Source organism: Asticcacaulis sp. (assembly GCF_035497195.1).
In the GTDB taxonomy this organism is placed as follows: Bacteria; Pseudomonadota; Alphaproteobacteria; order Caulobacterales; family Caulobacteraceae; genus Asticcacaulis.
Genome location: NZ_DATJDZ010000023.1, coordinates 178,971 through 202,335 on the forward strand (window position 1 = coordinate 178,971; position 23,365 = coordinate 202,335).

General features: G+C 59.9%; 24 protein-coding genes, 1 tRNA gene and 1 riboswitch. Of the genes, 14 read left to right on the forward strand and 11 right to left on the reverse strand.

The genetic code is table 11. From position 1 onward, the window contains the following. Positions 1-110: 110 nt before the first annotated feature. On the reverse strand, positions 111-2,399 hold the full coding sequence (locus tag VL130_RS15425) for a bifunctional (p)ppGpp synthetase/guanosine-3',5'-bis(diphosphate) 3'-pyrophosphohydrolase (protein WP_325364101.1): 2,289 nt from the start codon (positions 2,397-2,399) through the stop codon (positions 111-113). A gap of 198 nt (positions 2,400-2,597) precedes the next feature. Further along, positions 2,598-2,957: a DNA-directed RNA polymerase subunit omega gene (gene rpoZ / locus VL130_RS15430; RefSeq protein ID WP_325364103.1), complete on the reverse strand. Its 360-nt coding sequence runs from the start codon at positions 2,955-2,957 to the stop codon at positions 2,598-2,600. Positions 2,958-3,229: 272 nt separating this feature from the next. Between rpoZ and VL130_RS15435 the strand changes: the two genes are divergently transcribed. Beyond that, positions 3,230-4,369, forward strand: a complete 1,140-nt coding sequence (locus VL130_RS15435; protein WP_325364105.1) for a class I SAM-dependent methyltransferase — start codon at positions 3,230-3,232, stop codon at positions 4,367-4,369. Here the strand turns inward: VL130_RS15435 and VL130_RS15440 are convergent. Further along, on the reverse strand, positions 4,366-5,325 hold the full coding sequence (locus VL130_RS15440) for a zinc-binding alcohol dehydrogenase family protein (RefSeq protein ID WP_325364107.1): 960 nt from the start codon (positions 5,323-5,325) through the stop codon (positions 4,366-4,368). The two genes, VL130_RS15435 and VL130_RS15440, sit on opposite strands and share 4 nt — an antisense overlap. Before the next feature lie 76 nt (positions 5,326-5,401). Between VL130_RS15440 and VL130_RS15445 the strand changes: the two genes are divergently transcribed. The 3 genes from VL130_RS15445 (at position 5,402) to VL130_RS15455 (ending at position 8,639) form a co-directional block, all read left to right on the forward strand. Next, positions 5,402-5,893: a MarR family winged helix-turn-helix transcriptional regulator gene (locus tag VL130_RS15445; protein ID WP_325364109.1), complete on the forward strand. Its 492-nt coding sequence runs from the start codon at positions 5,402-5,404 to the stop codon at positions 5,891-5,893. Positions 5,894-6,188: 295 nt separating this feature from the next. Next, positions 6,189-7,859, forward strand: a complete 1,671-nt coding sequence (leuA, locus tag VL130_RS15450) for a 2-isopropylmalate synthase (RefSeq protein WP_325364111.1) — start codon at positions 6,189-6,191, stop codon at positions 7,857-7,859. Between the two features lie 9 nt (positions 7,860-7,868). Next, positions 7,869-8,639, forward strand: coding sequence for a glutaminyl-peptide cyclotransferase (locus VL130_RS15455; protein ID WP_325364113.1), 771 nt, complete (start codon positions 7,869-7,871; stop codon positions 8,637-8,639). Positions 8,640-8,650: 11 nt separating this feature from the next. On the opposite strand, the gene VL130_RS15460 is transcribed toward VL130_RS15455, so the two are convergent. Continuing rightward, the gene (locus VL130_RS15460) at positions 8,651-9,547 is read right to left on the reverse strand and encodes a LysR family transcriptional regulator (RefSeq protein WP_325364115.1); all 897 of its coding nucleotides are present in this window, start codon (positions 9,545-9,547) and stop codon (positions 8,651-8,653) included. A gap of 267 nt (positions 9,548-9,814) precedes the next feature. Here VL130_RS15460 and VL130_RS15465 point away from each other — a divergent pair, with 267 nt between their 5' ends. From VL130_RS15465 to VL130_RS15475, 3 genes are read left to right on the forward strand one after another with little or no spacing between them, the layout of a single operon-like run. Further along, positions 9,815-10,549 carry an SDR family NAD(P)-dependent oxidoreductase gene (locus tag VL130_RS15465; RefSeq protein WP_325364117.1) on the forward strand — a complete coding sequence of 245 codons (735 nt, stop codon included), beginning with the start codon at positions 9,815-9,817 and terminating at the stop codon, positions 10,547-10,549. 42 nt (positions 10,550-10,591) lie between these two features. Next, positions 10,592-11,194, forward strand: coding sequence for an NADPH-dependent F420 reductase (locus VL130_RS15470; protein ID WP_325364119.1), 603 nt, complete (start codon positions 10,592-10,594; stop codon positions 11,192-11,194). Positions 11,195-11,246: 52 nt separating this feature from the next. Beyond that, positions 11,247-12,059: an SDR family NAD(P)-dependent oxidoreductase gene (locus VL130_RS15475; RefSeq protein ID WP_325364121.1), complete on the forward strand. Its 813-nt coding sequence runs from the start codon at positions 11,247-11,249 to the stop codon at positions 12,057-12,059. Between the two features lie 16 nt (positions 12,060-12,075). Here the strand turns inward: VL130_RS15475 and guaA are convergent, their stop codons facing one another. From guaA to VL130_RS15505, 6 genes are all read right to left on the reverse strand, one after another. After that, positions 12,076-13,623, reverse strand: a complete 1,548-nt coding sequence (gene guaA / locus VL130_RS15480) for a glutamine-hydrolyzing GMP synthase (protein WP_325364123.1) — start codon at positions 13,621-13,623, stop codon at positions 12,076-12,078. A gap of 2 nt (positions 13,624-13,625) precedes the next feature. Then, positions 13,626-14,954, reverse strand: a complete 1,329-nt coding sequence (locus VL130_RS15485) for an RsmB/NOP family class I SAM-dependent RNA methyltransferase (RefSeq protein ID WP_325364125.1) — start codon at positions 14,952-14,954, stop codon at positions 13,626-13,628. Positions 14,955-14,963: 9 nt separating this feature from the next. Beyond that, positions 14,964-15,356 carry an MAPEG family protein gene (locus VL130_RS15490; protein ID WP_325364127.1) on the reverse strand — a complete coding sequence of 131 codons (393 nt, stop codon included), beginning with the start codon at positions 15,354-15,356 and terminating at the stop codon, positions 14,964-14,966. 31 nt (positions 15,357-15,387) lie between these two features. Next, positions 15,388-16,845 carry an IMP dehydrogenase gene (gene guaB / locus VL130_RS15495; RefSeq protein WP_325364129.1) on the reverse strand — a complete coding sequence of 486 codons (1,458 nt, stop codon included), beginning with the start codon at positions 16,843-16,845 and terminating at the stop codon, positions 15,388-15,390. A gap of 105 nt (positions 16,846-16,950) precedes the next feature. Then, on the reverse strand, positions 16,951-17,268 hold the full coding sequence (locus VL130_RS15500; RefSeq protein ID WP_349255490.1) for a DMT family transporter: 318 nt from the start codon (positions 17,266-17,268) through the stop codon (positions 16,951-16,953). A 48-nt stretch (positions 17,269-17,316) separates the two neighbouring features. After that, positions 17,317-17,382: riboswitch (guanidine-III (ykkC-III) riboswitch) on the reverse strand. Between the two features lie 13 nt (positions 17,383-17,395). Next, positions 17,396-18,124, reverse strand: a complete 729-nt coding sequence (locus VL130_RS15505; protein ID WP_325364133.1) for an RlmE family RNA methyltransferase — start codon at positions 18,122-18,124, stop codon at positions 17,396-17,398. A gap of 95 nt (positions 18,125-18,219) precedes the next feature. On the opposite strand from VL130_RS15505, the gene VL130_RS15510 reads away from it, so the two are divergent. The 6 genes from VL130_RS15510 to tgt all read left to right on the forward strand — a co-directional run bounded on the left by VL130_RS15510 (position 18,220) and on the right by tgt (position 22,277). Beyond that, positions 18,220-18,573, forward strand: coding sequence for a hypothetical protein (locus VL130_RS15510; RefSeq protein ID WP_325364135.1), 354 nt, complete (start codon positions 18,220-18,222; stop codon positions 18,571-18,573). A gap of 67 nt (positions 18,574-18,640) precedes the next feature. Next, entirely contained in the window at positions 18,641-19,108 is a 468-nt protein-coding gene (locus VL130_RS15515; RefSeq protein ID WP_325364137.1) for a peptidylprolyl isomerase, read from the forward strand. Positions 19,109-19,234: 126 nt separating this feature from the next. Continuing rightward, on the forward strand, positions 19,235-19,639 hold the full coding sequence (locus VL130_RS15520; RefSeq protein WP_325364139.1) for a hypothetical protein: 405 nt from the start codon (positions 19,235-19,237) through the stop codon (positions 19,637-19,639). 73 nt (positions 19,640-19,712) lie between these two features. Further along, complete coding sequence (queA, locus tag VL130_RS15525) at positions 19,713-20,771, forward strand: tRNA preQ1(34) S-adenosylmethionine ribosyltransferase-isomerase QueA (protein ID WP_325364141.1); 1,059 nt, start codon at positions 19,713-19,715, stop codon at positions 20,769-20,771. Positions 20,772-20,781: 10 nt separating this feature from the next. Beyond that, positions 20,782-21,111 carry a hypothetical protein gene (locus tag VL130_RS15530; protein WP_325364143.1) on the forward strand — a complete coding sequence of 110 codons (330 nt, stop codon included), beginning with the start codon at positions 20,782-20,784 and terminating at the stop codon, positions 21,109-21,111. A 44-nt stretch (positions 21,112-21,155) separates the two neighbouring features. Then, a complete protein-coding gene (tgt, locus tag VL130_RS15535; RefSeq protein ID WP_325364145.1) occupies positions 21,156-22,277 on the forward strand; it encodes a tRNA guanosine(34) transglycosylase Tgt in 1,122 nt (373 codons plus the stop codon). On the opposite strand, the gene VL130_RS15540 is transcribed toward tgt, so the two are convergent. Beyond that, positions 22,274-22,996: a hypothetical protein gene (locus tag VL130_RS15540; protein ID WP_325364147.1), complete on the reverse strand. Its 723-nt coding sequence runs from the start codon at positions 22,994-22,996 to the stop codon at positions 22,274-22,276. The genes tgt and VL130_RS15540 overlap by 4 nt on opposite strands. A 214-nt stretch (positions 22,997-23,210) precedes the next feature. Here VL130_RS15540 and VL130_RS15545 point away from each other — a divergent pair. Beyond that, positions 23,211-23,287, forward strand: a tRNA-Lys gene (locus tag VL130_RS15545). Positions 23,288-23,365 lie beyond the last annotated feature (78 nt).

Genomic DNA, 23,365 nt, shown 5'->3' on the forward strand with positions numbered 1-23,365 from the left:
CTTTTTTACGCTGTACTTTTTTCACGCAGTCGTTTTTGACTCCCCACCATAGGCAGCATACACAGCCACGAGTTGAGATAGGATTAACCGCGGAGCAGCGTTATGGATGGCTAGCCACGTACCCGGTCAACGCTTTCGATCATCGGCGATGTGCGCAGGGCGGCCGAGATATTGGTGATATGGCGGGCGTCGAGCACCTCGATATCAAAATCAACATCGAGGAAATCCATCGGCTGGTTGGCGATGCTGATATTGGTGATATTGCCCTTGGCCTCGCCGATCAGGGTACAGGCCTGACCAAGCACACCCGGTTTATTCTGCATATTGACCCGCAGCCGCGCTACGGACAGCGTGTTCTTTTCGGCATTCAGCGTCCAGTGGAGGTCGATCCAACGGTCCTTTTCGCCGTCCATTTCTTCCAGCGCGGCGAGGTTTTCGCACTCGATCGAATGGACGTGAACGCCATCATCCTCGACAATGCCGATGATGCGGTCACCCGGCACCGGATAGCAGCACTTCGAGAACAGAACCGTCTGGGATTCGCGCAAGGCCGAACCACGCACAAAGGCCACCCCGCCGGCGCCATCCTTGATGCGCGTCAGGGTGTCGGTGGTCAGCATCATCGGCAGTTTCAGGCCGGGGAAGATGGCTTCGAGTATCTTGGCCGGGAAGATCTTGCCGCGCCCGCACAACTCGAACAGCTCGTCTTCGGTGGTGACGTTGAAACGCTCAAAAGCCGGCCGCCAGCTTATATCTTTCAGGGCCTTGTCGACCTGGGCGGCGGCGCGTTCGATGGCCGTGCGGCCGAGTTTGATGAAGTCGCCCGCCTCACGCTGGCGCAGATGGCGACGGATGGCCGAGCGCGCCTTGCCGGTGACGGTCAGCGAAAACCAGTCCTGATTGACACGCGAGTCCAGCCCGCTCAGGATTTCGACCTGATCACCGTTTTGCAGGACGGTGCGCAGGGGCTTATGCTCGCCGTTGATCAGGCAGCCGATCGCCGTTTCCCCGATCTGGGTATGGACGGCGAAGGCGAAATCGAGCGGCATGGCGCCGCGCGGCAGCGAAATCAGCCGGCCCTTGGGTGAGAACACGAACACCTGATCGAGATACATCTCCATCTTGGCGTGTTCGACCCAATCCTCGCTGTCGCCGCCGCTTTCAACGATATTGACGATATTACGCAAGGAATTCATCGGGTTGCGGCCGCCATCACGCGTCGCCGCTTCTTCGTCGAAACCATAGGCCTGGTTCTTGTAGCCCCAGTGCGCCGCCACGCCCTCTTCGGCGATGCGGTCCATGTCCTCGGTGCGGATTTGTAGTTCGATCCGCGTGCCCTTGTGGCCGACGACAGTGGTATGCAGGGACTTGTAATTGTTCGACTTCGGCGTCGAGATGAAGTCCTTGAAGCGCTCCTGCACGCAGGGCCAGGCGCGATGGATGATGCCCAGGGCGCGATAACATTCCTCGGAATTATTGACCACGACGCGGAAGGCGTAGATATCCGACAATTGCGCGAAGCCGACCGACTTGCGTTGCAGCTTTTTCCAGATCGAATAGGGCGACTTCTCGCGGCCCATGACCCGCGCCGAAATGCCCTGTTTTTCCAGCTTGCCGGCGACATCGCGGGCGATGGCGGCGATGGCCGAGCCTTTTTCCGTCCGCATTTCCTCAAGGCGATGGATGATCGCCTGATGCGCTAAGGGGTTGATGAAAGAAAAGGCCAGGTCTTCCAGCTCGGTGGCGAAGCGGTTGCAGCCGATCGAACGGGCCAGCGGCGCATAGACTTCCAGCGTTTCGCGGCTGATGCGTTCGCGCTTGTCCGGTGCCACGAAATGCAGGGTGCGCATATTGTGCAGGCGGTCGGCCAGCTTGACCAGCAGAACACGGATATCCTTGGAAATCGCCAGGATGAACTTGCGCAGGTTTTCCGACTGCTTGGTATATTCCGATTGCAGTTCGAGACGTGTCAGCTTGGTGACGCCCTCGACCATGTTGGCGATTTCCACACCAAACTTGGCCGATATCTCTTCATGCGTCGCCGGCGTGTCTTCTATCGTGTCGTGCAGCAGGGCGGTGGCAATGGCGGCGGCATCGAGCTTGTAATCGGTCAGGATGCCGGCCACTTCGATCGGGTGGGCAAAATACGGATCGCCGGAGGCCCTGAGCTGGGCGCCGTGCATCTTCATGGCGTAGACATAGGCGCGATTGAGCATGGCCTCATCGACCGTCGGGTCATAGGCCGCCACGCGATCGATCAGTTCCATCTGGCGCAGGAATCTCGGACGATTGACCGCTGGCGCGGGCGCTTCCGGCTGGACACCGGGCACAGGTACGGCGACAGGCGAATTCGTTTCCTGTGCGACCTTATCCAATACCCGTTCGCTTTCCGCCGACATACTTCACTTTGACTCCACAGCACTTTACGCTTTTTCGCATCTCATCTTCAATTTGTGCCAAATTGAAGTCTCGTTGCTTAGGCCCTTAATCTAAACGGATCAGGGGTTAAAAAGTTTCTCACACGTGCAAATTTACACAAGTAAAAAAGGCTCAGGGTTAACCCTGAGCCTTTTAAATAATAAGTTAGGGAGCGAAGACTAGTAGCGCTCTTCCTGGCCGCCGTCACGATCGGTTTGCAGGGCGCGGATCAGTTCGCTTTCCGACATCTGCATGTGCGACGGATCAGCCAGCAGGGCAAGGGTTTCGGCCTCTTCCTCGGCTTCGGTACGCTCATCGACGCGTTGCAGCGAAGCGATCAGGCTTTCGGTCAGCACGGTCGGCTCGATCACGCCATCGGCGATTTCGCGCAAAGACACGACCGGGTTCTTGTCGTTGTCACGATCGACCAGGATCGAAGACCCCGACGAGATGGCGCGGGCGCGATGGGCGGCCAGCAGGACGAGGTTGAAACGGTTGTCGATCTTTTCGACGCAATCTTCGACGGTAACGCGAGCCATCCGGCACCTCAAAAAATATAGTCTCCGCTTGGCCAGCACAGGATATGGCGGCCATCAGGCGAGGACAAAAGAGTCATGAACCGGTGCCATTAGCGCGTGTCGGGCGAAAAGACAAGAAATACTTCCTGCGCAACTCCAGCCTCTTACGACTCACGCCACGACTCTGATAACTCCATTCAAATTGACAGGGCTTAGCCTAAATCGTAGCCTCGGCATCCAAAACGAGCATCGAAACGGCCCACGCGAAAAACTGAATTATTGGGGATTGGGCAATGCAGCGCAGATGCGTCATTTGTGACAGCGATCAGGGGCCTCGTGTGGCCGGCATCAATATTGATGTCTGTGGCCTGGGCCACGTCACCTATGCCATGCGCTGCTGTGCGGGCTGCGGCCTGGTGTTGCAGGACCCGGCCGTGCCGCCGGAACTGATGGCGCGGCATTATGCGCACTTCGCGCCTTATAATGCCTTTGCCGCCGATGAACCGCCCCTGACCGGCACCAGCCTGCGCATGTTGACCATGATCAACGCGCAAAGCCTTGCACCGGGCCGGGTATTCGATGTCGGCGCGGCCACCGGCGGTATGCTGTTTCATTTCCGGCGCGAGGGCTGGCAGGTCGGCGGGTCTGACCTCTCGCCCGAAGCCATCCGGCAAGCCCGTGACATTAACGGGATTTCATTGACGCTTGGCAGTTGCGAAGAGGCGCTGACCGATCAGCGCGATCTCGACCTGATCACACTCAGCCACGTGCTGGAGCACATGTACACGCCCCGCCCCGCCCTGGCGGCAATACACCAGGCGCTGGCGCCGGATGGGCACTTTCTGCTGGAAACCCCCTGCCTGGCCGAACCGGAACGTTGCGCCCCCGGCATATTTTCCATGGAACACGTCAATCATTTCGAGCAGATAACCCTGACGCGACTGTTGCATACCACCGGATTCGCGCCGGTCAGCATAGAAATTGGCGGTGACAATCCCCTTTACCCGGTCATTACGGTGCTGGCGCGGAAGATGGCGACACCGCAGCCGGATACAGGCAGCGCCCGCGATAACAATCTGGCTTTTTGCGCCGCTTATACGGCACGCGACAACGCGCTCTGGCACGATGTGCAAACACGCCTGCATGACGTACTCACGCCTCGTGAGCCGGTCTATATCTGGAGCGCCGGCGTTCAGACCTCGCAGTTGCTGGCGCGCACGGACCTGATGCAACATGCGCGGATCGTCGGGCTGACCGATCGTGATCCGCGCAAACAGGGCTTCACACTCGAAAGCCTGCCGATCCTGCCCCCCGACGAGGTGATCGCCGCGCCGCACCGCATACTGATCGCTTCTTACAGCTTCGCACAAGGCATAGCGGCGGATCTCAGCGCCCGTGGCGTTACCCCGGAACGGATCGTGCACATCTACTAACCGATGGTGAATACCGTCCGGCGGCGGCTGTCATCCAGCGTCCACGCCGTATCCACCTGCGACAGCGGTACGGAGGTCGTGGCTATGCGAAAACCGGCCTTCATGGTGACCTTGAACAGATGACGAAGAACCCGGATCAGCCGGTCCGGCACGACACTGCCCAGACCGCTGCCCATTAGCGTAATGGGGATGGCGCGCAATACTTCTCCAGGCAGGCTCACAACCGGGCCGCTTACGCCACCGACGTGAACGTAGCGGATCGGCGACATCCTGTTATTGGCTTTGGCGGCGGCGATCAACAGACGTTCGGCATTCTCGCCCCACAGATAATCGATCACCACATGAACGCCCTGGGCGAACTGCGCCTGCAAGGCCTCATCAAGCGCCGCCGCATCCTGCGTCAAGGGAATGATCACATCGGCGCCGAGCGCCTTGAGTTCGCTCAGGGCTTCGGGATTTCGCCCCGTGGCGATGACCTTCCGGGCACCGAGATACTTGGCGATCTGGATGGCCAGCCGCCCTGATGTGCCGGTCGCACCACTGACCAGAACGGTCTCGCCGCGTTTGAGGCCGGCGCGTTCGGTATAGGCGGCCCAGGACGACATACCGGGATTGGCGATGGCGGCGGCGGTCACGTCATCCAGATTCTCCGGCAGGGCGATACATTGCTGCGAGCGCACCACGGCCTTTTCCGCCATGCTGCCAAAGGGCGCGCGCGGCATGATGAAATAGACCCGGCGGCCATTGTCCAGCCGCCCTGTCCCATCGATACCCGCGATAAACGGAAAGTCCTGCCCGTCGGCGCTGTAGTGCATACCCGACGCATGTCCCTTGACGACATGGCTCATCGCGGCGGCGCTGACCCGAACGCGAACCTCGCCGCGCAAAGGCGCGGGTTCGTCGAAATCTCCGTAGGCCGGCCCCCGCCCCGGTGCGCGAATAATGGCGGCTTTCATAACAATACCCTTTCCGAATGCTCCAAATGCGTGCATTGTGCACATACATTAAGACAGATGCGGCGGCAATACAAATATGCAAAATACACATATAAGCGAACAAATCCGCGCCCTGCATGGTTCGATGATCGATATCGTCAGCTTCATGAACCATTCGCAGGTTGACGAAGTGCTTATTCGAAAGGCCGGCATACGGCTCGATCGCGCTCTGTTTCCCTTGCTGGTCGGGATCGAACGTTTCGGGCCAATCGGCATTGTCGACCTCGCCGAACGCGCCGGACGCGACTACACCACGGTCAGCCGCCAGGTGGGCAAGCTGGAGGCGCAGGGACTGGTGGAACGGCGGGCACAGCCGGCGGACAAGCGCGTGCGCGAAGCCATGATCACGCCGAAGGGCAAGGTCATGACCGACGCCGTTGATGCGGCGCGCGAACAGATCGGGCGCCAGATTCTTGAAAACTGGGAACCGGCTGAGGTCGAGACGCTTATCCGGCTGATGCGCAAACTCACCGGCGCGTTGCAAGAGACGTCGCAGGACGCGTCACAGGCGCGGGAGAAGACAGCGTAGTCCTTTCCTGGCTTTCAGCGCATTGACTTGAATGGCGCATCATGACATTAAGCCCCCTATGATCATGTCCAAAGCCATTCCTGCGCTCCTTATTGGCACCCTGATCGCTTAAGTGCGGTCAGGTGTTTTCAGGCGTCTTTTTTTGGCTTTCTCCCCGTTTCGGGTTTCGATCATGCTCCTTCCTCTGCTACACATCGCGCGAATTCGCACCAGCTTGCAGGCCTGCGCCCGCCTGTGAGCCGAGCCACCGCGCGACACCCATAACGCTAATCTGAAAAATAAGGGTTTTTCACCCATGATGCTGTCCAATCCCGAAACCAAGTACCGCCCGTTTTCGCTGGGCGTCGATATGCGCGACCGTACCTGGCCCGACAAGGTGACCACAAAGGCGCCGCGCTGGCTTTCCACCGACCTGCGCGATGGCAACCAGGCGCTGGCCGATCCGATGGATGTCGATAAAAAACTGATGTTCTTCAACCTACTGGTGAAGACCGGCCTGAAGGAGATCGAGGTCGGGTTCCCTTCGGCGTCGCAGACCGAGTTCGATTTCGTGCGCAAGCTGATCGAGGAAAACCTGATCCCCGATGACGTGACGATCCAGGTGCTGACGCAATCGCGCGAAGACCTGATCAAGCGCTCGTTTGAAGCCCTGCGCGGCGCCAAAAAGGCGATCGTTCACTTGTATAACGCCACCAGCCCCCTCTTCCGCCGCGTTGTATTTGACATGGACAAGCCGGACGTGCTGGCCCTGGCGCGCAAGGGCATGGGCTTGCTGGTATCCGAAGCCGCCGCCCAACCGGCCACGCAATGGGGTTTTGAATACAGCCCGGAGACCTTTACCGCCACCGAACCAGAATTCGCGCTGGAAGTTTGCAACGCGGTGATCGAGGTCGTCCAGCCGACGCCTGAACGCCCGCTGATCCTCAACCTGCCGGCCACGGTCGAGGTCGCCGGACCGCACACCTATGCCGACCAGATCGAATGGTTCTGCCGCCACGTCACGAAGCGCGACAGCGTGGTGATTTCGCTGCATCCGCACAATGACCGCGGCACCGGCACCGCCGCCGCCGAACTGGCTTTGCTGGCCGGCGCCGACCGCATCGAAGGCTGCCTGTTCGGTAATGGCGAGCGTACCGGCAATGTCGATCTCATCACCCTGGCGCTCAATCTCTATACGCAGGGCGTTTCGCCGGAGTTGGACTTCTCCAACATGCGCGAGGTCGTCAAGACGGTCGAGCATTGCAACAATATCCCCGTGCATCCGCGCCATCCTTACGCCGGCGAACTGGTCTTCACCGCCTTCTCCGGCTCGCATCAGGACGCCATCAAGAAGGGCTTCGCGGCGCATGAGAAGCGCAATGACAGCTTCTGGGACATGCCCTACCTGCCGATCGATCCGGCTGATCTGGGGGAATCCTACGAGGCGGTTATCCGCGTCAACTCGCAATCCGGCAAGGGCGGGATCGCGTGGATACTGGAGCAGAACCAGGGCCTGAAACTGCCCCGCAAGTTCCAGGTCGATTTCTCGCGCAAGGTGCAGGACATCACCGACGCCTCGGCGAAGGAACTGAGCGGCGGCGATATCTGGGAGGCCTTCCAGCGCGCCTATTACCTGACGGGTCCGCAGGGCTATGAACTGATCGAGTACGAACACGCCGGCCCGGTGCGGTCTGACGCCAAGCGCACCTTCACCGGACGAATTATAAAAGATGGCGTCGAAACGTCCGTGGTGGGACACGGCAATGGCCTGATTTCCTCGGCAGTCCGTGGGCTAAACGCCCATTATGACCTGGGACTGGAAGTCATCGATTACGCCGAACACGCCCTGCATAAGGGCACGGAAAGCCAGGCGGTCGCCTATGTTGAATGTAAGTCGGGCGATCGGACGATTTTCGGCGTCGGCATCGATCACGATGTTGCCACCGCCAGCATAAAGGCGGTATTGTCTGCGGCCAACGCTCTCTAAGGGTCTTTCATGCACTCAGTCCGCCCGCTCGCTCTGATCATCCTGGCCTTCGGGCTGGTATCAGGTTCTGTTCGGGCGGCTGTGCCGGTCTATACGGTTGAAGTGGTCAAGACCTATCCGCACGATACCGGCGCCTTCACGGAGGGCCTGTATTACCGCAACGGCTCCCTTTACGAAAGCACGGGGCGCAATGGCCAGTCGTTCATTCGTCAGGTGGCGCTGGATACCGGCAAGGTCATCCGCCAGGCGACCCTCGACAACAAATATTTCGGCGAAGGCATTGCCCCCTGGGGCGACAGGATCATCAGCCTGACCTGGACCGGCGGTGCCGGATTCGTCTGGTCCAGCAAGGATTTCAAGGTCAGCCACAATTTCTTTTACACCGGCGAAGGCTGGGGCCTGACGGGCAATGACAAAAACCTGATCATGAGCGACGGCACCTCGACCATCCGCTTCCTCGATCCGGTATCTCTCAAGACAGTCCGCACCCTGCCGGTCACGCTCAACGGTCGCGCCATCGACCAGATCAATGAACTGGAATGGGTCGATGGCGAGATCTACGCCAATGTCTGGCGCACCCGCGACATCGTCCGCATCGATCCGCAGACCGGCAAGGTCACTGGCATTATACAATTGAATGCCCTGCCGGAGACTCAGGACACCACCCTGGATGTTGATGCGGTCGCCAATGGCATCGCCTATGACGCCAAGGCGAAACGCCTGTTCGTCACCGGCAAGCTGTGGCCGAACCTCTACGAAGTGAAACTGCTGCCGAAATAGGCCGCCGGGCGTCAGTCGCGCGATATGGACAGCCCCGCGAGAAGCGGCGCGTACGCGACGAGCCTGCGGGATACGAACTCAGTGAAAAGCCGCACGCGCTTCGTCTTGCGTGTCTCCCCTTGCGTGAGGAGCCAGAGCGTTCCGTACATGTGCAGGTCGGTGCCCGGCACCCCCACCAGCAGCGGGTCGGCATCTCCGACGAAGCATGGCAGTGTCGTGAGCCCGAGTCCTTGCCGTACAGCCACGATCTGCGCCCCGGCGTCCGTGGTCCTGAATGGCCCCCCCGTCGTGCCAACCTCACCTTCGCTGGCCCAATCCGGGATGCCGTGAGCACTTATGACGATCCACCGGATAGGGTCAGGCGCGCCCGCGCGCCATGCGGCCAGACGAGCGCGGGCCATGTAGACGCCGCCGAACACCTCCGGCCCCTTCAGGCCGTGAAGATTGAGCGGCAGGGTTTTGCGGTCGTAGACAACGCGGATCGCCACGTCGGCCTCCCGGTTGGTCAGATTCGCCAGTTCGCCGGACGACACGATTTCCATCTCGATATCCGGATGCAGACGCGCGAAATCGGCGAGGTCCGGCATGAGCAGGTGTGTCGCAAGTGTCGGCGCCAACGTCACCCGCAAGGGTCCGCGTACGGCCTGATCGCGTCCGAAGATTCGCGTCTCAAGGCGGTTCGACGACGCCTCCATCTCCTCCGCGAATTCGAGAACCTCCTCCCCCGCAGCCGTCAGGCGGTAACCCGACGGCAACTTCTCAAATATGTGCGCCCCCAGGCGTTCCTCGAACTGAGCGATGCGTCGCAGCACGGTCGAGTGATTCACCCCGAGGCGTTCGGCGGCAGCCCGCACTGAGCCGCCGCGCGCGACGGCCAGAAAATGGCGAATGTCATCCCAGTCGATCATGGTGCGATCCTGCACCGCAAGGTGCCCTTCCAAAAACCCGCATCTAACACATCGATTAACAATGCGCGCGGTTATCATAGCACTTCGACGGAGCATGGCCAAACTCCGAACGGTGGCCGCCGATCGTCGCGCACGATGCAAACGATTCAGGTGGATCGATTTCGCACCACTGATGTGCGTGATTCCGCACTCAACAACTGACGCCGACCCACCCATTTCGTGGTCCTCGGAGGCAAATCCTGCCCCGACATCACAAAAGGAAAAGTCATGGGTAAGCTTGAGGGTAAGGTCGCCGTCATCACGGGTGGATCGAGTGGCATGGCGCTGGCCAGCGCCAAGCGGTTCGTTGAAGAAGGCGCCTATGTTTTCATCACGGGCCGCCGGCAGGAAGTGCTCGATGAAGCCGTCGCACTGATCGGTCGGAACGTGACCGCCGTGCGCGGCGACGCGGCCAATCTCGACGACCTCGACCGTTTGTTCGATACGGTCAAGCGCGAAAAAGGCAAGATCGACGTTCTGTTTGCGAGCGCAGGCACGGGCGAACCTGTCCCACTAGGTGAAATTACCGAACAGCATTTTGATGCGACCTTCGGCCTGAATACGCGCGGCACGCTGTTTACCGTTCAAAAGGCGTTGCCGCTGTTCAACGATGGCGGATCGATCTTCATGACCGGCTCAGTCGCTTCGCTCAAAGGCTTTCCTGGTTACAGCGTGTATGCGGCGAGCAAGGCGGCGCTGTACGCATTCGCACGCGGATGGCTCAACGAACTCAAGGGCCGGAATATCCGGGTGAACGTGCTGCACCCCGGGCCGATCGCCACACCGATGCAGGACCAGGTTCTCAGCGCAGAGGCGAAGCAGATGTTCGAATCCCTGATCCCACGGGGAACGATGGGGCGTCCTGAGGAAATTGCCGGGGCTGCGGTCTTTCTTGCTTCAGACGATTCGAGCTTCGTGAATGGGCTGGAGTTGTCTGTCGATGGCGGCTTCTCGGCCATCTGAAAAGATCGAAAACTCAATATCAACACGGATAGGAGACATATTATGAGCTACGCAATTATAGGATTCGGTTCGGTAGGCCAGGCCCTCGCCCACGCCTTCGCCCGTAAAAACATCGAGGTCACCGTCGCCAGCCGCAGGCCGCCTGAGGCGTTGGCGGCGCAGGCCCGGGCGATTGGCCCCACGGTCGTCGCCAAGTCGCTGCGGGATGCCGTCGAGGCCGACACAATCATCCTTGCGGTCCCATTCGGGGAGCACCGCGAGGTTGCGAAGGCCCTGACGAGCTGGGAAGGCAAGACGGTCATCGACGCGATGAACGCGTTTGGCGTTCCCCCTGAGGAACTGGACAACCTCCCGTCCTCCGCCTTCGTCGCCAAGGCCTTCACCGGCGCCAGGCTCGTGAAAGGTTTCAATCACCAGATTGCGGCCACCCTGGCTGCCGATCCGGTCGTCGAGGGCGGCCACCGGGTCGTCTTTCTGTCGAGCGACGACGAGGACGCGATCGCGCCCGTGGCGGATTTGGCCAAACAACTCGGGTTCGCACCTGTCAAGCTGGGAAAGCTCAACGAGGGTGGCGCGCTGGTCAACGCGCGCGGCCGCACCTGGGGCCAGCTCATCTTCCAGGATTTGTTCAGGAAGGCGCCGTGATCGACGCACGATCACCTGAAATCATTACACGTAATCATTGGAGATCAATGGCATGAAGATCAAACTGAAGGGCCGCAAGGCGATCGTTACAGGATCCACCGCCGGCATTGGCCGGGCGACCGCGGAGGGGCTGGCCCGCGCCGGCGCTTCGGTCGTCATCAATGGCCGCAAGCGAGAGCGGATTGACGAAGCGGTGCGGCAGATGCGCCAGTCCTTCCCGCAAAGCGATATCTCAGGCATCGTCGCCGACCTCTCGACCGCCGAGGGCGCCAACGCGTTTATCGCGCAGGCGCCGGATGCCGATATCCTCGTCAACAATGTCGGAACGGCTTTCATCCGCGACTACAAAAGCGTCGAGGATATCGCTAATATCCCCGACGAGGACTGGCTTGGCTTGTTCCAACTGAATGTGATGAGCGGCGTGCGCCTGACGCGCCACTACTTACCGCGCATGGTGGCGAAGGGTTGGGGCCGCGTCGTGTTCGTGAGCAGCGAGTCCGCGGTCAACATTCCCAAGGAGATGCTCGACTACGGCATGACCAAGACGGCGCAACTCGCAGTCTCGCGTGGTTTTGCCGAGGCCGTCGCGGGCACGGGCGTCACCGTCAACGCCGTTCTGCCCGGCCCCACCCGGTCGGAGATCCTCGGCGACTTCATGGAGAAGCAGGCTGAAGCGAACGGAATCACGCAGGCGGAAGCTGAGCAAGGCTTCCTGAAGACGATGCGCCCGACCACCCTGCTCCAGCGCTTCGCTACCACCGACGAGGTGGCGAACATGATCATCTATGTCTGCTCGGCGCAGGCTTCCGCGACCAGCGGGGCGGCGCTCCGCGTCGACGGCGGCGTCGTCCGCTTCGTCGCATAGCCAGTCTTACGCCGCCTCACTCCCACTCGATGGTGCCGGGGGGCTTCGAGGTGACATCGTAAACGACCCGGTTGACGCCGCGGACCTCGTTGACGATGCGCGTGGCGCAGCGGCCGAGCACCGCCCACGGGAATTCATAGAAATCGGCCGTCATGCCGTCGGATGAGGTGACCGCGCGCAGGGCCAGCACGTCCTCATAGGTGCGGGCGTCGCCCATGACGCCAACCGTCTTGACCGGCAGCAGCACGGCGAAGGCCTGCCAGATGTCGTTATAAAGCCCGGCTTTGCGGATTTCGTCGAGGTAGATGGCGTCGGCGTCCTGAAGCGTCTTGACCTTCTCCGGCGTCACTTCGCCCGGAATGCGGATGGCCAGGCCCGGTCCGGGGAACGGATGGCGACCGACAAAGGCGGCATCGAGCCCCAGTTCACGGCCAAGCGCGCGCACTTCATCCTTGAAGAGTTCGCGCAAGGGTTCGACTAGTTTCAGCTTCATATAGTCGGGCAGGCCGCCGACATTGTGGTGCGACTTGATGACGGTCGAAGGCCCGCCATGCGGCGAAATGCTCTCGACTACGTCAGGGTAAAGCGTGCCCTGAGCGAGGAATTCGGCGCCGTCTATCTTGCCGGCTTCTTCGTCGAAGACCTCGATAAACAGCTTGCCGATGGTCTTGCGCTTCTTTTCGGGATCGGATTCGCCGGCCAGGGCGCCGAGGAACTTGTCCTGCGCCTGCACATGGATCAACGGGATATTGTAGTGGTTGCGGAACAGCGAGACGACCTGTTCGCCCTCATTCTTGCGCAGAAGGCCGGTATCGACGAAAACGCAGGTCAATTGCTCGCCGATCGCTTCGTGGATCAGGATGGCGGCGACCGAGGAATCGACCCCGCCGGACAAACCGCAGATCACCTTGCCGGTGCCGACCTGGGCGCGGATCTTGGCGACCATTTCTTCACGGAAGGCCGACATCGACCAGTCGCCCGAGAAGCCAGCGATTTCGAACAGGAAGTTGCGGATCATATCGGTGCCGCGTTTGGTGTGGACCACTTCGGGGTGGAACTGCACGGCGTAGAATTTGCGCTTTTCATCGGCGATGGCGGCATAGGGCGCGCCTTCCGAAGTGGCGATGACCTCGAAGCCTTCGGGGATGGCGGTGACGCGGTCGCCGTGGCTCATCCAGACGGTTTCGACTGGATCAAGCCCCTTGAAGATCGGCGACTGGCCCTTGACGGTGATTTCGGCGCGGCCAAACTCACGGTCGTGGCCGGCTTCGACCTTGCCGCCCAGCAGTTCGCACATCAGTTGCTCTCCGTAGCAGATGCCGAAAACCGGCACGCCCATATCGAACAGTCTGGCGTCGATCCGAGGGCCTTCATCGATAACGCTGTGCGGCGAACCCGACAGGATCACCGCCTTGGGGCGCAAGGAATCGATCTTGTCGGCGGCCTTGGTGAAAGGGTGGATTTCGCAATAGACGCCGCATTCGCGGACGCGACGGGCGATCAGTTGCGTAACTTGCGATCCGAAATCGATAATAAGAAGGGTCTCGTGGTGCGGCGAAGCCATGATTATTGGGTCCGTGTATAGGCGGCGATAAAGAAGCCGTCGGTCTGTGTCGAATGAGGTGTGAGGGATAGGCGGTGGCCGGTTTTGGCCAGTTTGGTCAGGCGCGATGCGTGATCGATAAACAGACCGCTGTGCTCCAGCAGCGTATGGATCGGCAAGGCGTCGTAATTGGGGTGCGCCGCCTCGAAGGCGTCGGCGGTCCGGGCGTTTTCATCGTCGAGCACCGAACAGGTGACATAGACGAGACGCCCGCCGATCTTGACGCATTGCGCGGCACGATCGAGGATCTGGGTTTGCAGGACGTGAAGGTCAGCCACCTTGGCTTCGTTCAGCCGGTGCGCCTCTTCCGGATGGCGACGCCAGGTGCCGGAACCGGAGCACGGCGCATCGACCAGAACCAGATCGGCGCCTTTCAGCAATTCGAGTTGTGCGGTATCGTCCGGGTCGAAAAAGTGCATGAAATGGGCGTTGGCGCCAGCGCGGGTCAGGCGCGGCTCGATGGCCTTCAGGCGTTTTTCCACCACATCGCAGGCATATATCTCGCCATTGCCGTCCATCATCTGCGCCAGAGCGAGGGTCTTGCCGCCACCGCCGGCGCAGAAATCGACCACCTTGGCCGCACCCGGTAACAAACCGGCACCGGCGATGAAGGCTGTCAGTTGCGAACCTTCATCCTGAATCTCGATCTGGCCGTTTTGATAGATATCGAGCTTGGCGAGATTGGGTGGTGGCTCGGCGCTCAGGCGGATACCGTATTTCGAGTAGGGCGTCGGTTCGGGCGACAGGCCTTCGGCCTCAAGCGCGGCGATCATCGTTTCGCGCGTTGTTTTCGTGCCATTGACGCGCAGGTCGATGGGGGCGCGTGGCAGCATCAAAGCGGTGGCCTCGGCAGCCCAATCCGTGCCGAACTGCTGTTCAAAGCGCGACACGACAAATTCCGGCAGGCCGGTGGTGACCCAGGCCGGCGCGTCGCCTTCCCCCGCCGAAAGGCGCTCGCGCTCGTGATCGGTCAGGGGCGTGGGCGCATAACCGCCACCGCTGAAAAAGGTTTCGATCTCTTCAATTGGCAGGCCGTCGATCAGCGACAGCGAAGACAGCACCAGCGCCCGTCCCTGCCCTGTCGATTTCTCATTAAGCGCCATAGCCCACAGCAGGCGCTGTTTGCCGCGCAGGCAGCGGTAGACGCGGTCGGCGATGGCGCGGCGATCTTTTGAGCCGGCGTAACGATTGGCCTGCCCCCACTGTTTCAGAACGGCCTCGGCCGTCGCACGGGTCCCCGAAAGCTGATCAAGGATATCGGCGGCGGCTTGTAGGCGGGCAGCGGGAGTCAAATCAGATCCTTAAATAAACAGAGCGAGGAGGCACATCAGAATGCCGATAAGAGACACGATCCACGCCAGCGAACGGACGCCAAAAACGCCGAACGCATAGAGCGGAATATAGAAGATACGGGCCGCCAGGTAGATATCGGCGCCCCAGCGAGACAACTCGGAAGACTTGCCGGCGAAGGCGAGCGCGACTACAATGACCGCAAAGAAAACAAAGGTTTCCTTGAAATTGGCGAAGGCGCGGTTCAGGCGCCCGGCCAACGGTCCCATGTCGAAATCACCATCACGCGGACCGGCGTTCCATTTGGCGTAGCCCTTGCGCGACATGGCCGCGACCGGCGGCGCGGCCACCTGGACAATCCCCAGAACGACCGCCCAGACCAGTATCCAAAGTTCATAAGTCATACGCTTCTCCCTTCAGGCACTGGTTCCGGTGCTATTGGCGATAATTCGGCGATTCCCGCGTGATCATCACATCATGGACATGGCTTTCGCGAAGACCCGCGCCGGTGATGCGCACGAAACGGGCGCGCTTCTGGAACTCTTCGATCGTGTGCGCCCCGACATAGCCCATAGAGGCGCGAAGCCCGCCGACAAGCTGATGGACGACCGGTGAGATCGGCCCCTTGAACGGCACCTGGCCTTCGATGCCTTCCGGCACCAGTTTCATGGTGTCACGCACTTCCTTCTGGAAATAACGGTCCGCCGAACCCGACGCCATAGCGCCCACCGAACCCATGCCGCGATAGGATTTGTAGGAACGGCCCTGATAGAGAATGACCTCGCCCGGCGCTTCTTCGGTGCCGGCGAACATCGACCCCAGCATGGCCGTTGAGGCACCGGCCGCGATGGCCTTGGCCAGGTCGCCGGAGAATTTGATGCCGCCGTCGGCGATGATCGGCACGCCTGTGCCGGCCGCGGCGCGAACGCTGTCGATAATGGCGGTCAGTTGCGGCACGCCAACACCGGCGACGATGCGCGTGGTGCAGATGGAGCCGGGACCGATACCGACCTTTACGGCGTCAGCGCCGGCGTCGATCAGGGAACGGGTGGCGTCGTAGGTGGCGACATTGCCGGCGATGATCTGAACCTTGTTGGTTTCCTTGCGCAGGCGCTCAACGGCTTGCGACACCAGGATGCTGTGACCGTGAGCCGTATCAATGACCACGACATCGGCGCCGGCCTCGACCAGCGCCATCGAGCGCTCGAAACCGGCGTCGCCGACGGTGGATGCGCCACCGACCAGCAGACGCCCGGCGGCATCCTTGGCGGCCAGCGGATAGGCCTGGCTCTTTTCCATGTCCTTGACGGTGATCAGGCCGACCGCGCGATAGGCTTCATCAACGACGATGATGCGTTCGATGCGATGCCTGGCCATCAGGCCGCGGGCCTTGTCCTGGTCGATGCCTTCGCGGACCGTGATCAGGTTTTCCGTCGTCATGACCTCGGCGGCGGTCTTTGACCCTTCGCCTTCAAAGCGGATATCGCGGTTGGTCAGGATGCCGACCAGTTTATTGGTTTCGCGCTCGACCACCGGGAAGCCGGAAATGTGCTTGCGGGCGATGATATCGCGCACCTCCGCCAGCTTCGTATCGGGGTGGATGACGATCGGATTGATCACCATGCCCGATTCAAAGCGCTTGACGGCGCGGATCTCGTCAGCCTGCTCGTCGTTGGTCAGGTTGCGATGGACAATGCCCATGCCGCCGGCCTGCGCCATGGCGACCGCCAGACGCGCCTCGGTGACCGTATCCATCGCCGAGGAGATCAACGGGATGTTCAGGCTGAGTGTGCGGGTGAATTGGGTTTTCGTATCGACCTGAGTGGGCGCCACGTCCGAGGGACCTGGCTCCAGCAAAACGTCGTCGAAGGTTAAGCCTTCGCGTATTTCCATAAGGAACTCTCCATTTTGCGGTTTGTACCTATGGGAAACCGGCCGGAACGTAAAGGGGTTTTCGCGGAAATAATTGTTTCAATCGATGACCGGTTATCACAAGCGTCAGCCGGCGGTCGCTTTCAGGCCGATAATCGAACTGAGCAGCATGACCAGAAACAGCACACGCAGCGGCGTTACGGCTTCATGGAAAAGGAAAATCCCGAGAATGGCCGCCCCCAGCGCACCGATGCCGACCCAGACCGCATAGGCCGTGCCAATAGGCAGGGTTTGCGCCGCTTTCGACAGCAGCACCATGCTCAGCGCCAGCGTAATCAGGGTGAATATGGAGGGCACAAGCCTGGTGAAACCGGCGCTGTATTTCAGGCCGATGGCCCAGCAGACTTCGAGCAGCCCGGCGACGATCAGGTAAAGCCAGGGCAAGGTGATAAATGACGGCATGGAGACGCTCCTTTGTACTAGAGACAAATAAAAGCGTCGTCTTGTCTTGACCGGGTACGGCGCGTCTCGTCCGGAGCAAACCTTATATAGGGAAGAATAATGCCCTCGGCTAGCCCTTGAAGCCCATCGCCACAATGTAGATTTCACTGGAACCGGCGCGGCTGGATTTCGGCTTGAAATGCTTGACCGTCTCGAAAGCCAGTTTGAGCCTGAGCAGCAGGTGTTCGGTTTCGCCGCCCTGGAAGGCCTTGGCCACGAAAGTGCCGCCGGTCTTCAGGTTACCGAGCGCGAAATCGCCGGCCAGTTCCAGCAGGCTCATGATTTTCAGGTGGTCCGTCTGTTTGTGACCGACCGTATTGTGCGCCAGATCGGAGAGGATCACATCAGGCTTGCCGCCCATCAGTTCCATCAGTTGCGGGCCAATGGCCGGATCGGTGAAATCGGCCTCCAGCAGGTCGGCGCCCGGCACCGGATCGACCGGCAGCAGATCGACACCAACAACGTGAGACGCGCCCTGCTTGATCGCCACCTGTACCCAACCGCCCGGTGCGCAGCCCAGGTCGATGACCTTGACGCCCTTGTGCAGCAGCTTGAAACGCTCGTCGATCTCGATCAGCTTGAAGGCGGCGCGCGACCGCCAACCTTCGGCCTTGGCCTTCTGGACATAGGGGTCGTTCAGTTGCCGCTCCAGCCATTTGGCGGAAGACTGCGTGCGGAACCGCGCCGTCTTGACCGCCGTATGGCCCTTGTGGCGGCCGGACAGATTGCCGCCCGTCGGCGCCTTCACCATCTTGCGGCGCGGTTCTTCTTTGGTGGGATCGTCAGGATTATCACTCATAACCGCCGTCTATACTGGTTTTTACCGGGGATGCGGAAACTATTTTTTCCTTACTTTCTTTGCTGCTAGGGTATGCCGCAAATCGAGGAGCCGTCATGCGCCATATCCCCGCCCTGCTCACCATCGCCCTTCTTGTTGCTGCCTGTTCGCCAGCCCCGCCAAAAGAAACGGGGGTTGCTTCTTCCGTCTCCGGTCCTGAACCGGCTCGGACCTCTATTGCAATACCTGCCGAACCCGCATCTTCCGGCGCACAGGCCGATGGCACATGCCTGTCCGAAATCGGCAAGGCGGCCTCGGACCGGTTGGTCGAGCGCTGCATCATGGTCTCGCCCGCCACGCATCCGCCCTGCAATGCCGCCAATACCTGCCAGATGATCCAGGGTGAGATCGACCGGTCCTGCGCCATGTACGGCCCCGGCGAGACAAAGCCAAAAGAGTGCGCCGCCTAGTTTTTATTTTGCAATTGTCCTGATCAGCCCCTATGTCAGGCCCACGATTTTTCCAAAGGAGACACCCATGTCCACCGATCCCGAAAACACCCTGATCCTGACGCTCGATACCGGCCCCGTCACCATAAAGTTGCGCCCTGATCTGGCGCCGAACCACGTCGCACGCATCAAGGAACTGGCGCGCGAAGGCTTCTATGACGGTATCGTTTTCCACCGCGTCATTCCCGGCTTCATGGCCCAGGGCGGTGACCCCCAGGGTCAGGGCTTTGGCGGTTCCGGCAAAAAGATCAAGGCCGAGTTCAACGCCGAGCCGCACGTCCGCGGCATTTGCTCGATGGCCCGCTCGCAAAATCCGGATTCGGCCGACAGCCAGTTCTTTATCGTTTTTGACGACGCCAAATTCCTCGACAACCAGTACACCGTCTGGGGCCAGGTGACAGAAGGCATGGAAAATGTCGACGCCCTCCCCAAGGGTGAGCCGCCGCGCACCCCCGGCAAGATCGTCACCATGAAGGTGGCCGCCGACGTGGCCTAAGGCTGCGTGGTAAAGAGGGGTTTAAGCCTGTGGTTTAAATCCATCTTAAGACCTCTGACGCAGGGTACTCAACTCTGGCGACAATATTACCGCCAAACAGTAGAGTATCCTGCAAGGGTTTTTAGTATGAGTAAGCGTTCGCGTTTTGCGGTCACGGTGGACCGCGCCAATATGATCCTGATTATCCGCTTCCATAGTGTGCGCAACGATCAGGAACCGGGTCCCGACCTGATAGACCTGCTGGCCACTGTCGAAAGTCCCTGGCTTTTCAATGCCATATTCGACTTTCGCCGCTACGAAGCCGACCTGTCGCGCGATTATCTCAAATTCCTGACCGAAAAATGGACGGCGCTCACGTGTGGTCGTGATCAGGGCCGCAGCATGGCGCTTGTCGGCGGCAATTGCGATCTCACTTTCAATCTGAAAGCCATGCTGGATGTCATGCCGCACCGCCGCATCGCAATTTGCGATACCTTTGATGAAGGCCTGGACTGGATCAATCCGGGCAATGACGCGCGCCAGGCGGCCTGATCCTGCCATATCGTCCAAGCTTCCCACTGTTTAAGTCTTGACCTGATACTCTTTTGCGGCTTGAGACAGCGACATGCTGATTTCCAATTTCGATTTCGACCTGCCCGAAGACCGCATCGCCCTGCGTCCCGCCGAACCGCGCGAGGCCGCCCGGTTGCTACGCGTCGATGCAGAAGGGGCGCTCACCGACAGCCATATCGGCGACATGGCCGATTATCTTCATGCTGGTGATCTGCTTGTGGTCAATGACACCCGCGTGTTGCCAACGCAACTCGATGGCCAGCGCATCCGCGAAGACAGCATGGTCAACATCGAGGCCACGCTGGTCAAAAGCACAGGTGCGACGCAATGGCAGGCTTTCCTGAAACCCGGCCGAAAGGTCAGGCCGGGAGATAAATTGCAATTCAAAAATGATGCAGCGAAATTGAACGCTATCGTTTCCGCCAAGGACGATAATGGCCTGTATACGCTTGATTTTCAGCATGGCCCGCAGGAACTGCTGGAGCGCCTGCATATCGTCGGCGGGATGCCGCTGCCACCCTATATCCGCTCGAAACGCCATGAGGACGAGCAGGACAAAAGCGATTACCAGACCATTTTCGCCAGGGATGAAGGCTCGGTGGCCGCTCCGACCGCCGGCCTGCACTTCACCCCGGCCCTGCTTGAAAAGCTGACAGCTAAAGGCGTCGGCATCGAACGCATTACCCTGCATGTCGGCGCAGGCACCTTCCTGCCGGTCAAGGTCGAGGACACCGACGATCATGTCATGCACGCCGAGTTCGGCGTCATCACGCCGGAAAGTGCTGAGCGGATCAATGCGGTTCGTGCGTCCGGCGGGCGGATTATCTGCGTCGGCACCACCTCATTGCGCCTGCTGGAATCCGCTTGCGATCCGCAAGGCACCATCCACCCTTTCGCCGCCGAGACCGCCATCTTCATCACACCTGGCGTCAAGGTCCGGTCCTGCGACCTGTTGATGACCAATTTCCACCTGCCGAAATCGACCCTGTTCATGTTGGTCTGCGCCCTGGCCGGCACCGACGTCATGAAAAAGGCCTACGCCCACGCCATAGACACCGGCTATCGCTTTTTCTCCTATGGCGACGCCTGTTTACTGACAAACGTATCTTGAGGCTTATGCTATGAAAAATATTCAAATCATTGATGGCGCTTCAAATTGCACCTTCAGTATTTTTCAGGCAACGCCGGAAGAATTTGAGGTGCTGTTTCCTGAGGCAGACCAGGACATTCAGTTCAGTGAAGACCTCGATAGCCTTCCTGAACAGGATAGAGTTGAGTCCGCTATGACCGCATTATACGAACGACCAGTCAAAAAGTCTGATGCCATGGGCATACACGGAACCATCTTCTACGAACTGGAACGTTATCGCAAAGTCTATCCCGGTAAAACGGAAGCCTCCGTTGATCCCTCGGCGATTAGCTACCTTCAACGACAACTATACGGCATATAAGGCTTCCTCTTTACGCCCTAAGCCTTCCCCGCTATTAGGCGCGCATGAGTACCTTCCCATTCCAGATCACCGCCTCGCAAGGCCAAGCCCGCACCGGCGTTCTCAAGACCCCGCGCGGCGATATCCCGACGCCGATCTTTATGCCGGTGGGCACGGCGGCGACGGTCAAGGCCCTGACACTCGATATGGTCAAACAGGCCAACGCCAAAATCATCCTCGGCAACACCTATCACCTGATGCTGCGCCCCACAGCCGAACGCGTGGCGCGCCTCGGCGGCCTGCATAAATTCATGGGCTGGGATGGCCCGATCCTGACCGACAGCGGCGGCTTTCAGGTGATGAGCCTGTCGAAGATTTCCAAGGTGAAAGAGGAGGCTGTCACCTTCCAGAGCCATATCGACGGCTCGAAGCATGTCCTGTCGCCGGAGCGCTCCATCGAAATTCAGGCCGACCTGCTGGAATCGGATATCGTCATGCAGCTTGACGAATGCGTCTCTTATCCCGCTGAAGAAAAGCGCGCCCGTGAGGCCTTGCAGCTTTCAGCGCGCTGGGGCCTGCGCTCCAAGACTGCTTTCGGTGCGCGCGATACGCAGGCACTGTTCGGCATCCAGCAAGGCTCCACTTTCGAACACCTGCGCCGGGAATCAAGCGAACGCCTGCTCGATATCGGTTTCGATGGTTACGCCATTGGCGGTCTGGCGGTTGGCGAAGGGCATCAGGCCATGTGCGATACGCTCGATTACTGCGCGCCGCTGTTGCCGTGGGAGCGTCCGCGTTACCTGATGGGGGTGGGCAAGCCAATCGACCTGCTGGAAGGCGTGGCACGCGGCGTCGATATGTTCGATTGCGTTCTGCCCACACGTTCAGGGCGTCATGGCCAGGTCTGGACCTGGGACGGCGCGATCAACATGAAGAACGCCCGTTTCGCCGAGGATGATACGCCGCTGGATTCGATGAGCGATTGCCCGGCCAGCCGCGATTATTCAAAGGCCTACCTGCACCATCTCGTCAAATCGGAAGAAATTCTCGGCCAGATGCTGCTGTCGTGGCACAATATCGCCTTCTTCCAGGCTCTGATGATTCGCATCCGCGCCGCCATCACCGCCGGCACGTTCGACGCCTTGCGCGCCGATTTGCTGGCGCGCTGGAAAACCAAAGAGGCTTAACGGCGCTTCGGCTTTTTCTTTGGCTTGACCGGCACATTGATGGGTTTGGGCGTCACGGTTTGCCCCGAAAAGGTTTCGGTGTAGACGCGCGGCACGAACCACGACGGCGCGGCGGGCGGCGCGCAATTCTTGTTCATGCCCACCCCCTTTAGATAGGCGCGGCGCACCTTTCCGGCCTGGATGGCGTTATCCATTTCTTTCTGGTGGCGCTGTGCGCCGGTCATCTGGCGCACCAGACCGCGGAAGGGAATAATGCTGCGCGTGGCGTTGCGGACCGACCCGCGCGCCACATCACCGGCGGCTTCACCACCCTTTTCACGCAAGGTCCGGCTGTCTTCCGGCGCCGGCGGCTCGTCGAAATCGGCGCCCAGCAGACTGTCAAGCTTGGTGACCTCGGAAGCGATGGCCTCGCAGTTATCCAGCCCCGTAAGATCATAGGGCTTGGTCGTCGCCAGGGTCAGGATTTCGGGAATTTCATGCTTGCGCAGGTTCAGATCTTCGAGCGGCGCCATGACTGCATCGCCCCAGCTATTGCTCTGGTCATCATTGGAAGACCGCACCGCCTGGGGATCTACCGGTTTGCGATGTTCTTTCTCGATGCGCGTGCCGCTGGCGTCGTAGTGAGGCTTTGACGCACAACCGGATAACAGGGTTCCCCCTGCCAGCACCACCAGGACGCACGTTCGAAGCTTGATATTCACAGCACTGGCAGCCTTCACGAGCATCCCCCTCATCACTTTCAGTCCAAAAGCGCCGTCAGCGCCTGTGTCCTGCTTAGCCTCGTTATAGCTTATTCTGCACATAAAAAAACAATACATAAGAAAAGCGTCTTTTTTCAACGCCTCGCGCTTGCGAAATTAAAAAGTCCACTCTATGAAGAGCCCCAGTTGATCCGCTCTTTTCAAAAGCGGGTCAAGTCTGACTTATCTTCATGAGCGCGTAGCTCAGCCGGCTAGAGCATCTGACTTTTAATCAGAGGGTCCTGGGTTCGAGTCCCAGCGCGCTCACCAAGTCTTTCTATGACTTGCGTGACAATTTCATGGCGATAAGCAGCAAAACACAGGCCTCATGTATCGCTTGTGCAATAT

Excerpts from the sequence above, each read along its gene's own strand:
- VL130_RS15515 (WP_325364137.1), top strand. The coding sequence starts at position 18,641 with ATGTCCACCGATCCCGAAAACACCCTGATCCTGACGCTCGATACCGGC.
- VL130_RS15455 (WP_325364113.1), top strand. The coding sequence starts at position 7,869 with ATGCACTCAGTCCGCCCGCTCGCTCTGATCATCCTGGCCTTCGGGCTG.
- VL130_RS15490 (WP_325364127.1), bottom strand. The coding sequence starts at position 15,356 with ATGACTTATGAACTTTGGATACTGGTCTGGGCGGTCGTTCTGGGGATT.
- rpoZ (WP_325364103.1), bottom strand. The coding sequence starts at position 2,957 with ATGGCTCGCGTTACCGTCGAAGATTGCGTCGAAAAGATCGACAACCGT.
- VL130_RS15435 (WP_325364105.1), top strand. The coding sequence starts at position 3,230 with ATGCAGCGCAGATGCGTCATTTGTGACAGCGATCAGGGGCCTCGTGTG.
- VL130_RS15465 (WP_325364117.1), top strand. The coding sequence starts at position 9,815 with ATGGGTAAGCTTGAGGGTAAGGTCGCCGTCATCACGGGTGGATCGAGT.
- leuA (WP_325364111.1), top strand. The coding sequence starts at position 6,189 with ATGATGCTGTCCAATCCCGAAACCAAGTACCGCCCGTTTTCGCTGGGC.
- VL130_RS15445 (WP_325364109.1), top strand. The coding sequence starts at position 5,402 with ATGCAAAATACACATATAAGCGAACAAATCCGCGCCCTGCATGGTTCG.
- VL130_RS15475 (WP_325364121.1), top strand. The coding sequence starts at position 11,247 with ATGAAGATCAAACTGAAGGGCCGCAAGGCGATCGTTACAGGATCCACC.
- VL130_RS15520 (WP_325364139.1), top strand. The coding sequence starts at position 19,235 with ATGAGTAAGCGTTCGCGTTTTGCGGTCACGGTGGACCGCGCCAATATG.
- VL130_RS15505 (WP_325364133.1), bottom strand. The coding sequence starts at position 18,124 with ATGAGTGATAATCCTGACGATCCCACCAAAGAAGAACCGCGCCGCAAG.
- guaB (WP_325364129.1), bottom strand. The coding sequence starts at position 16,845 with ATGGAAATACGCGAAGGCTTAACCTTCGACGACGTTTTGCTGGAGCCA.
- VL130_RS15470 (WP_325364119.1), top strand. The coding sequence starts at position 10,592 with ATGAGCTACGCAATTATAGGATTCGGTTCGGTAGGCCAGGCCCTCGCC.
- queA (WP_325364141.1), top strand. The coding sequence starts at position 19,713 with ATGCTGATTTCCAATTTCGATTTCGACCTGCCCGAAGACCGCATCGCC.
- VL130_RS15510 (WP_325364135.1), top strand. The coding sequence starts at position 18,220 with ATGCGCCATATCCCCGCCCTGCTCACCATCGCCCTTCTTGTTGCTGCC.
- VL130_RS15530 (WP_325364143.1), top strand. The coding sequence starts at position 20,782 with ATGAAAAATATTCAAATCATTGATGGCGCTTCAAATTGCACCTTCAGT.
- VL130_RS15425 (WP_325364101.1), bottom strand. The coding sequence starts at position 2,399 with ATGTCGGCGGAAAGCGAACGGGTATTGGATAAGGTCGCACAGGAAACG.
- VL130_RS15460 (WP_325364115.1), bottom strand. The coding sequence starts at position 9,547 with ATGATCGACTGGGATGACATTCGCCATTTTCTGGCCGTCGCGCGCGGC.
- VL130_RS15440 (WP_325364107.1), bottom strand. The coding sequence starts at position 5,325 with ATGAAAGCCGCCATTATTCGCGCACCGGGGCGGGGGCCGGCCTACGGA.
- tgt (WP_325364145.1), top strand. The coding sequence starts at position 21,156 with ATGAGTACCTTCCCATTCCAGATCACCGCCTCGCAAGGCCAAGCCCGC.
- guaA (WP_325364123.1), bottom strand. The coding sequence starts at position 13,623 with ATGGCTTCGCCGCACCACGAGACCCTTCTTATTATCGATTTCGGATCG.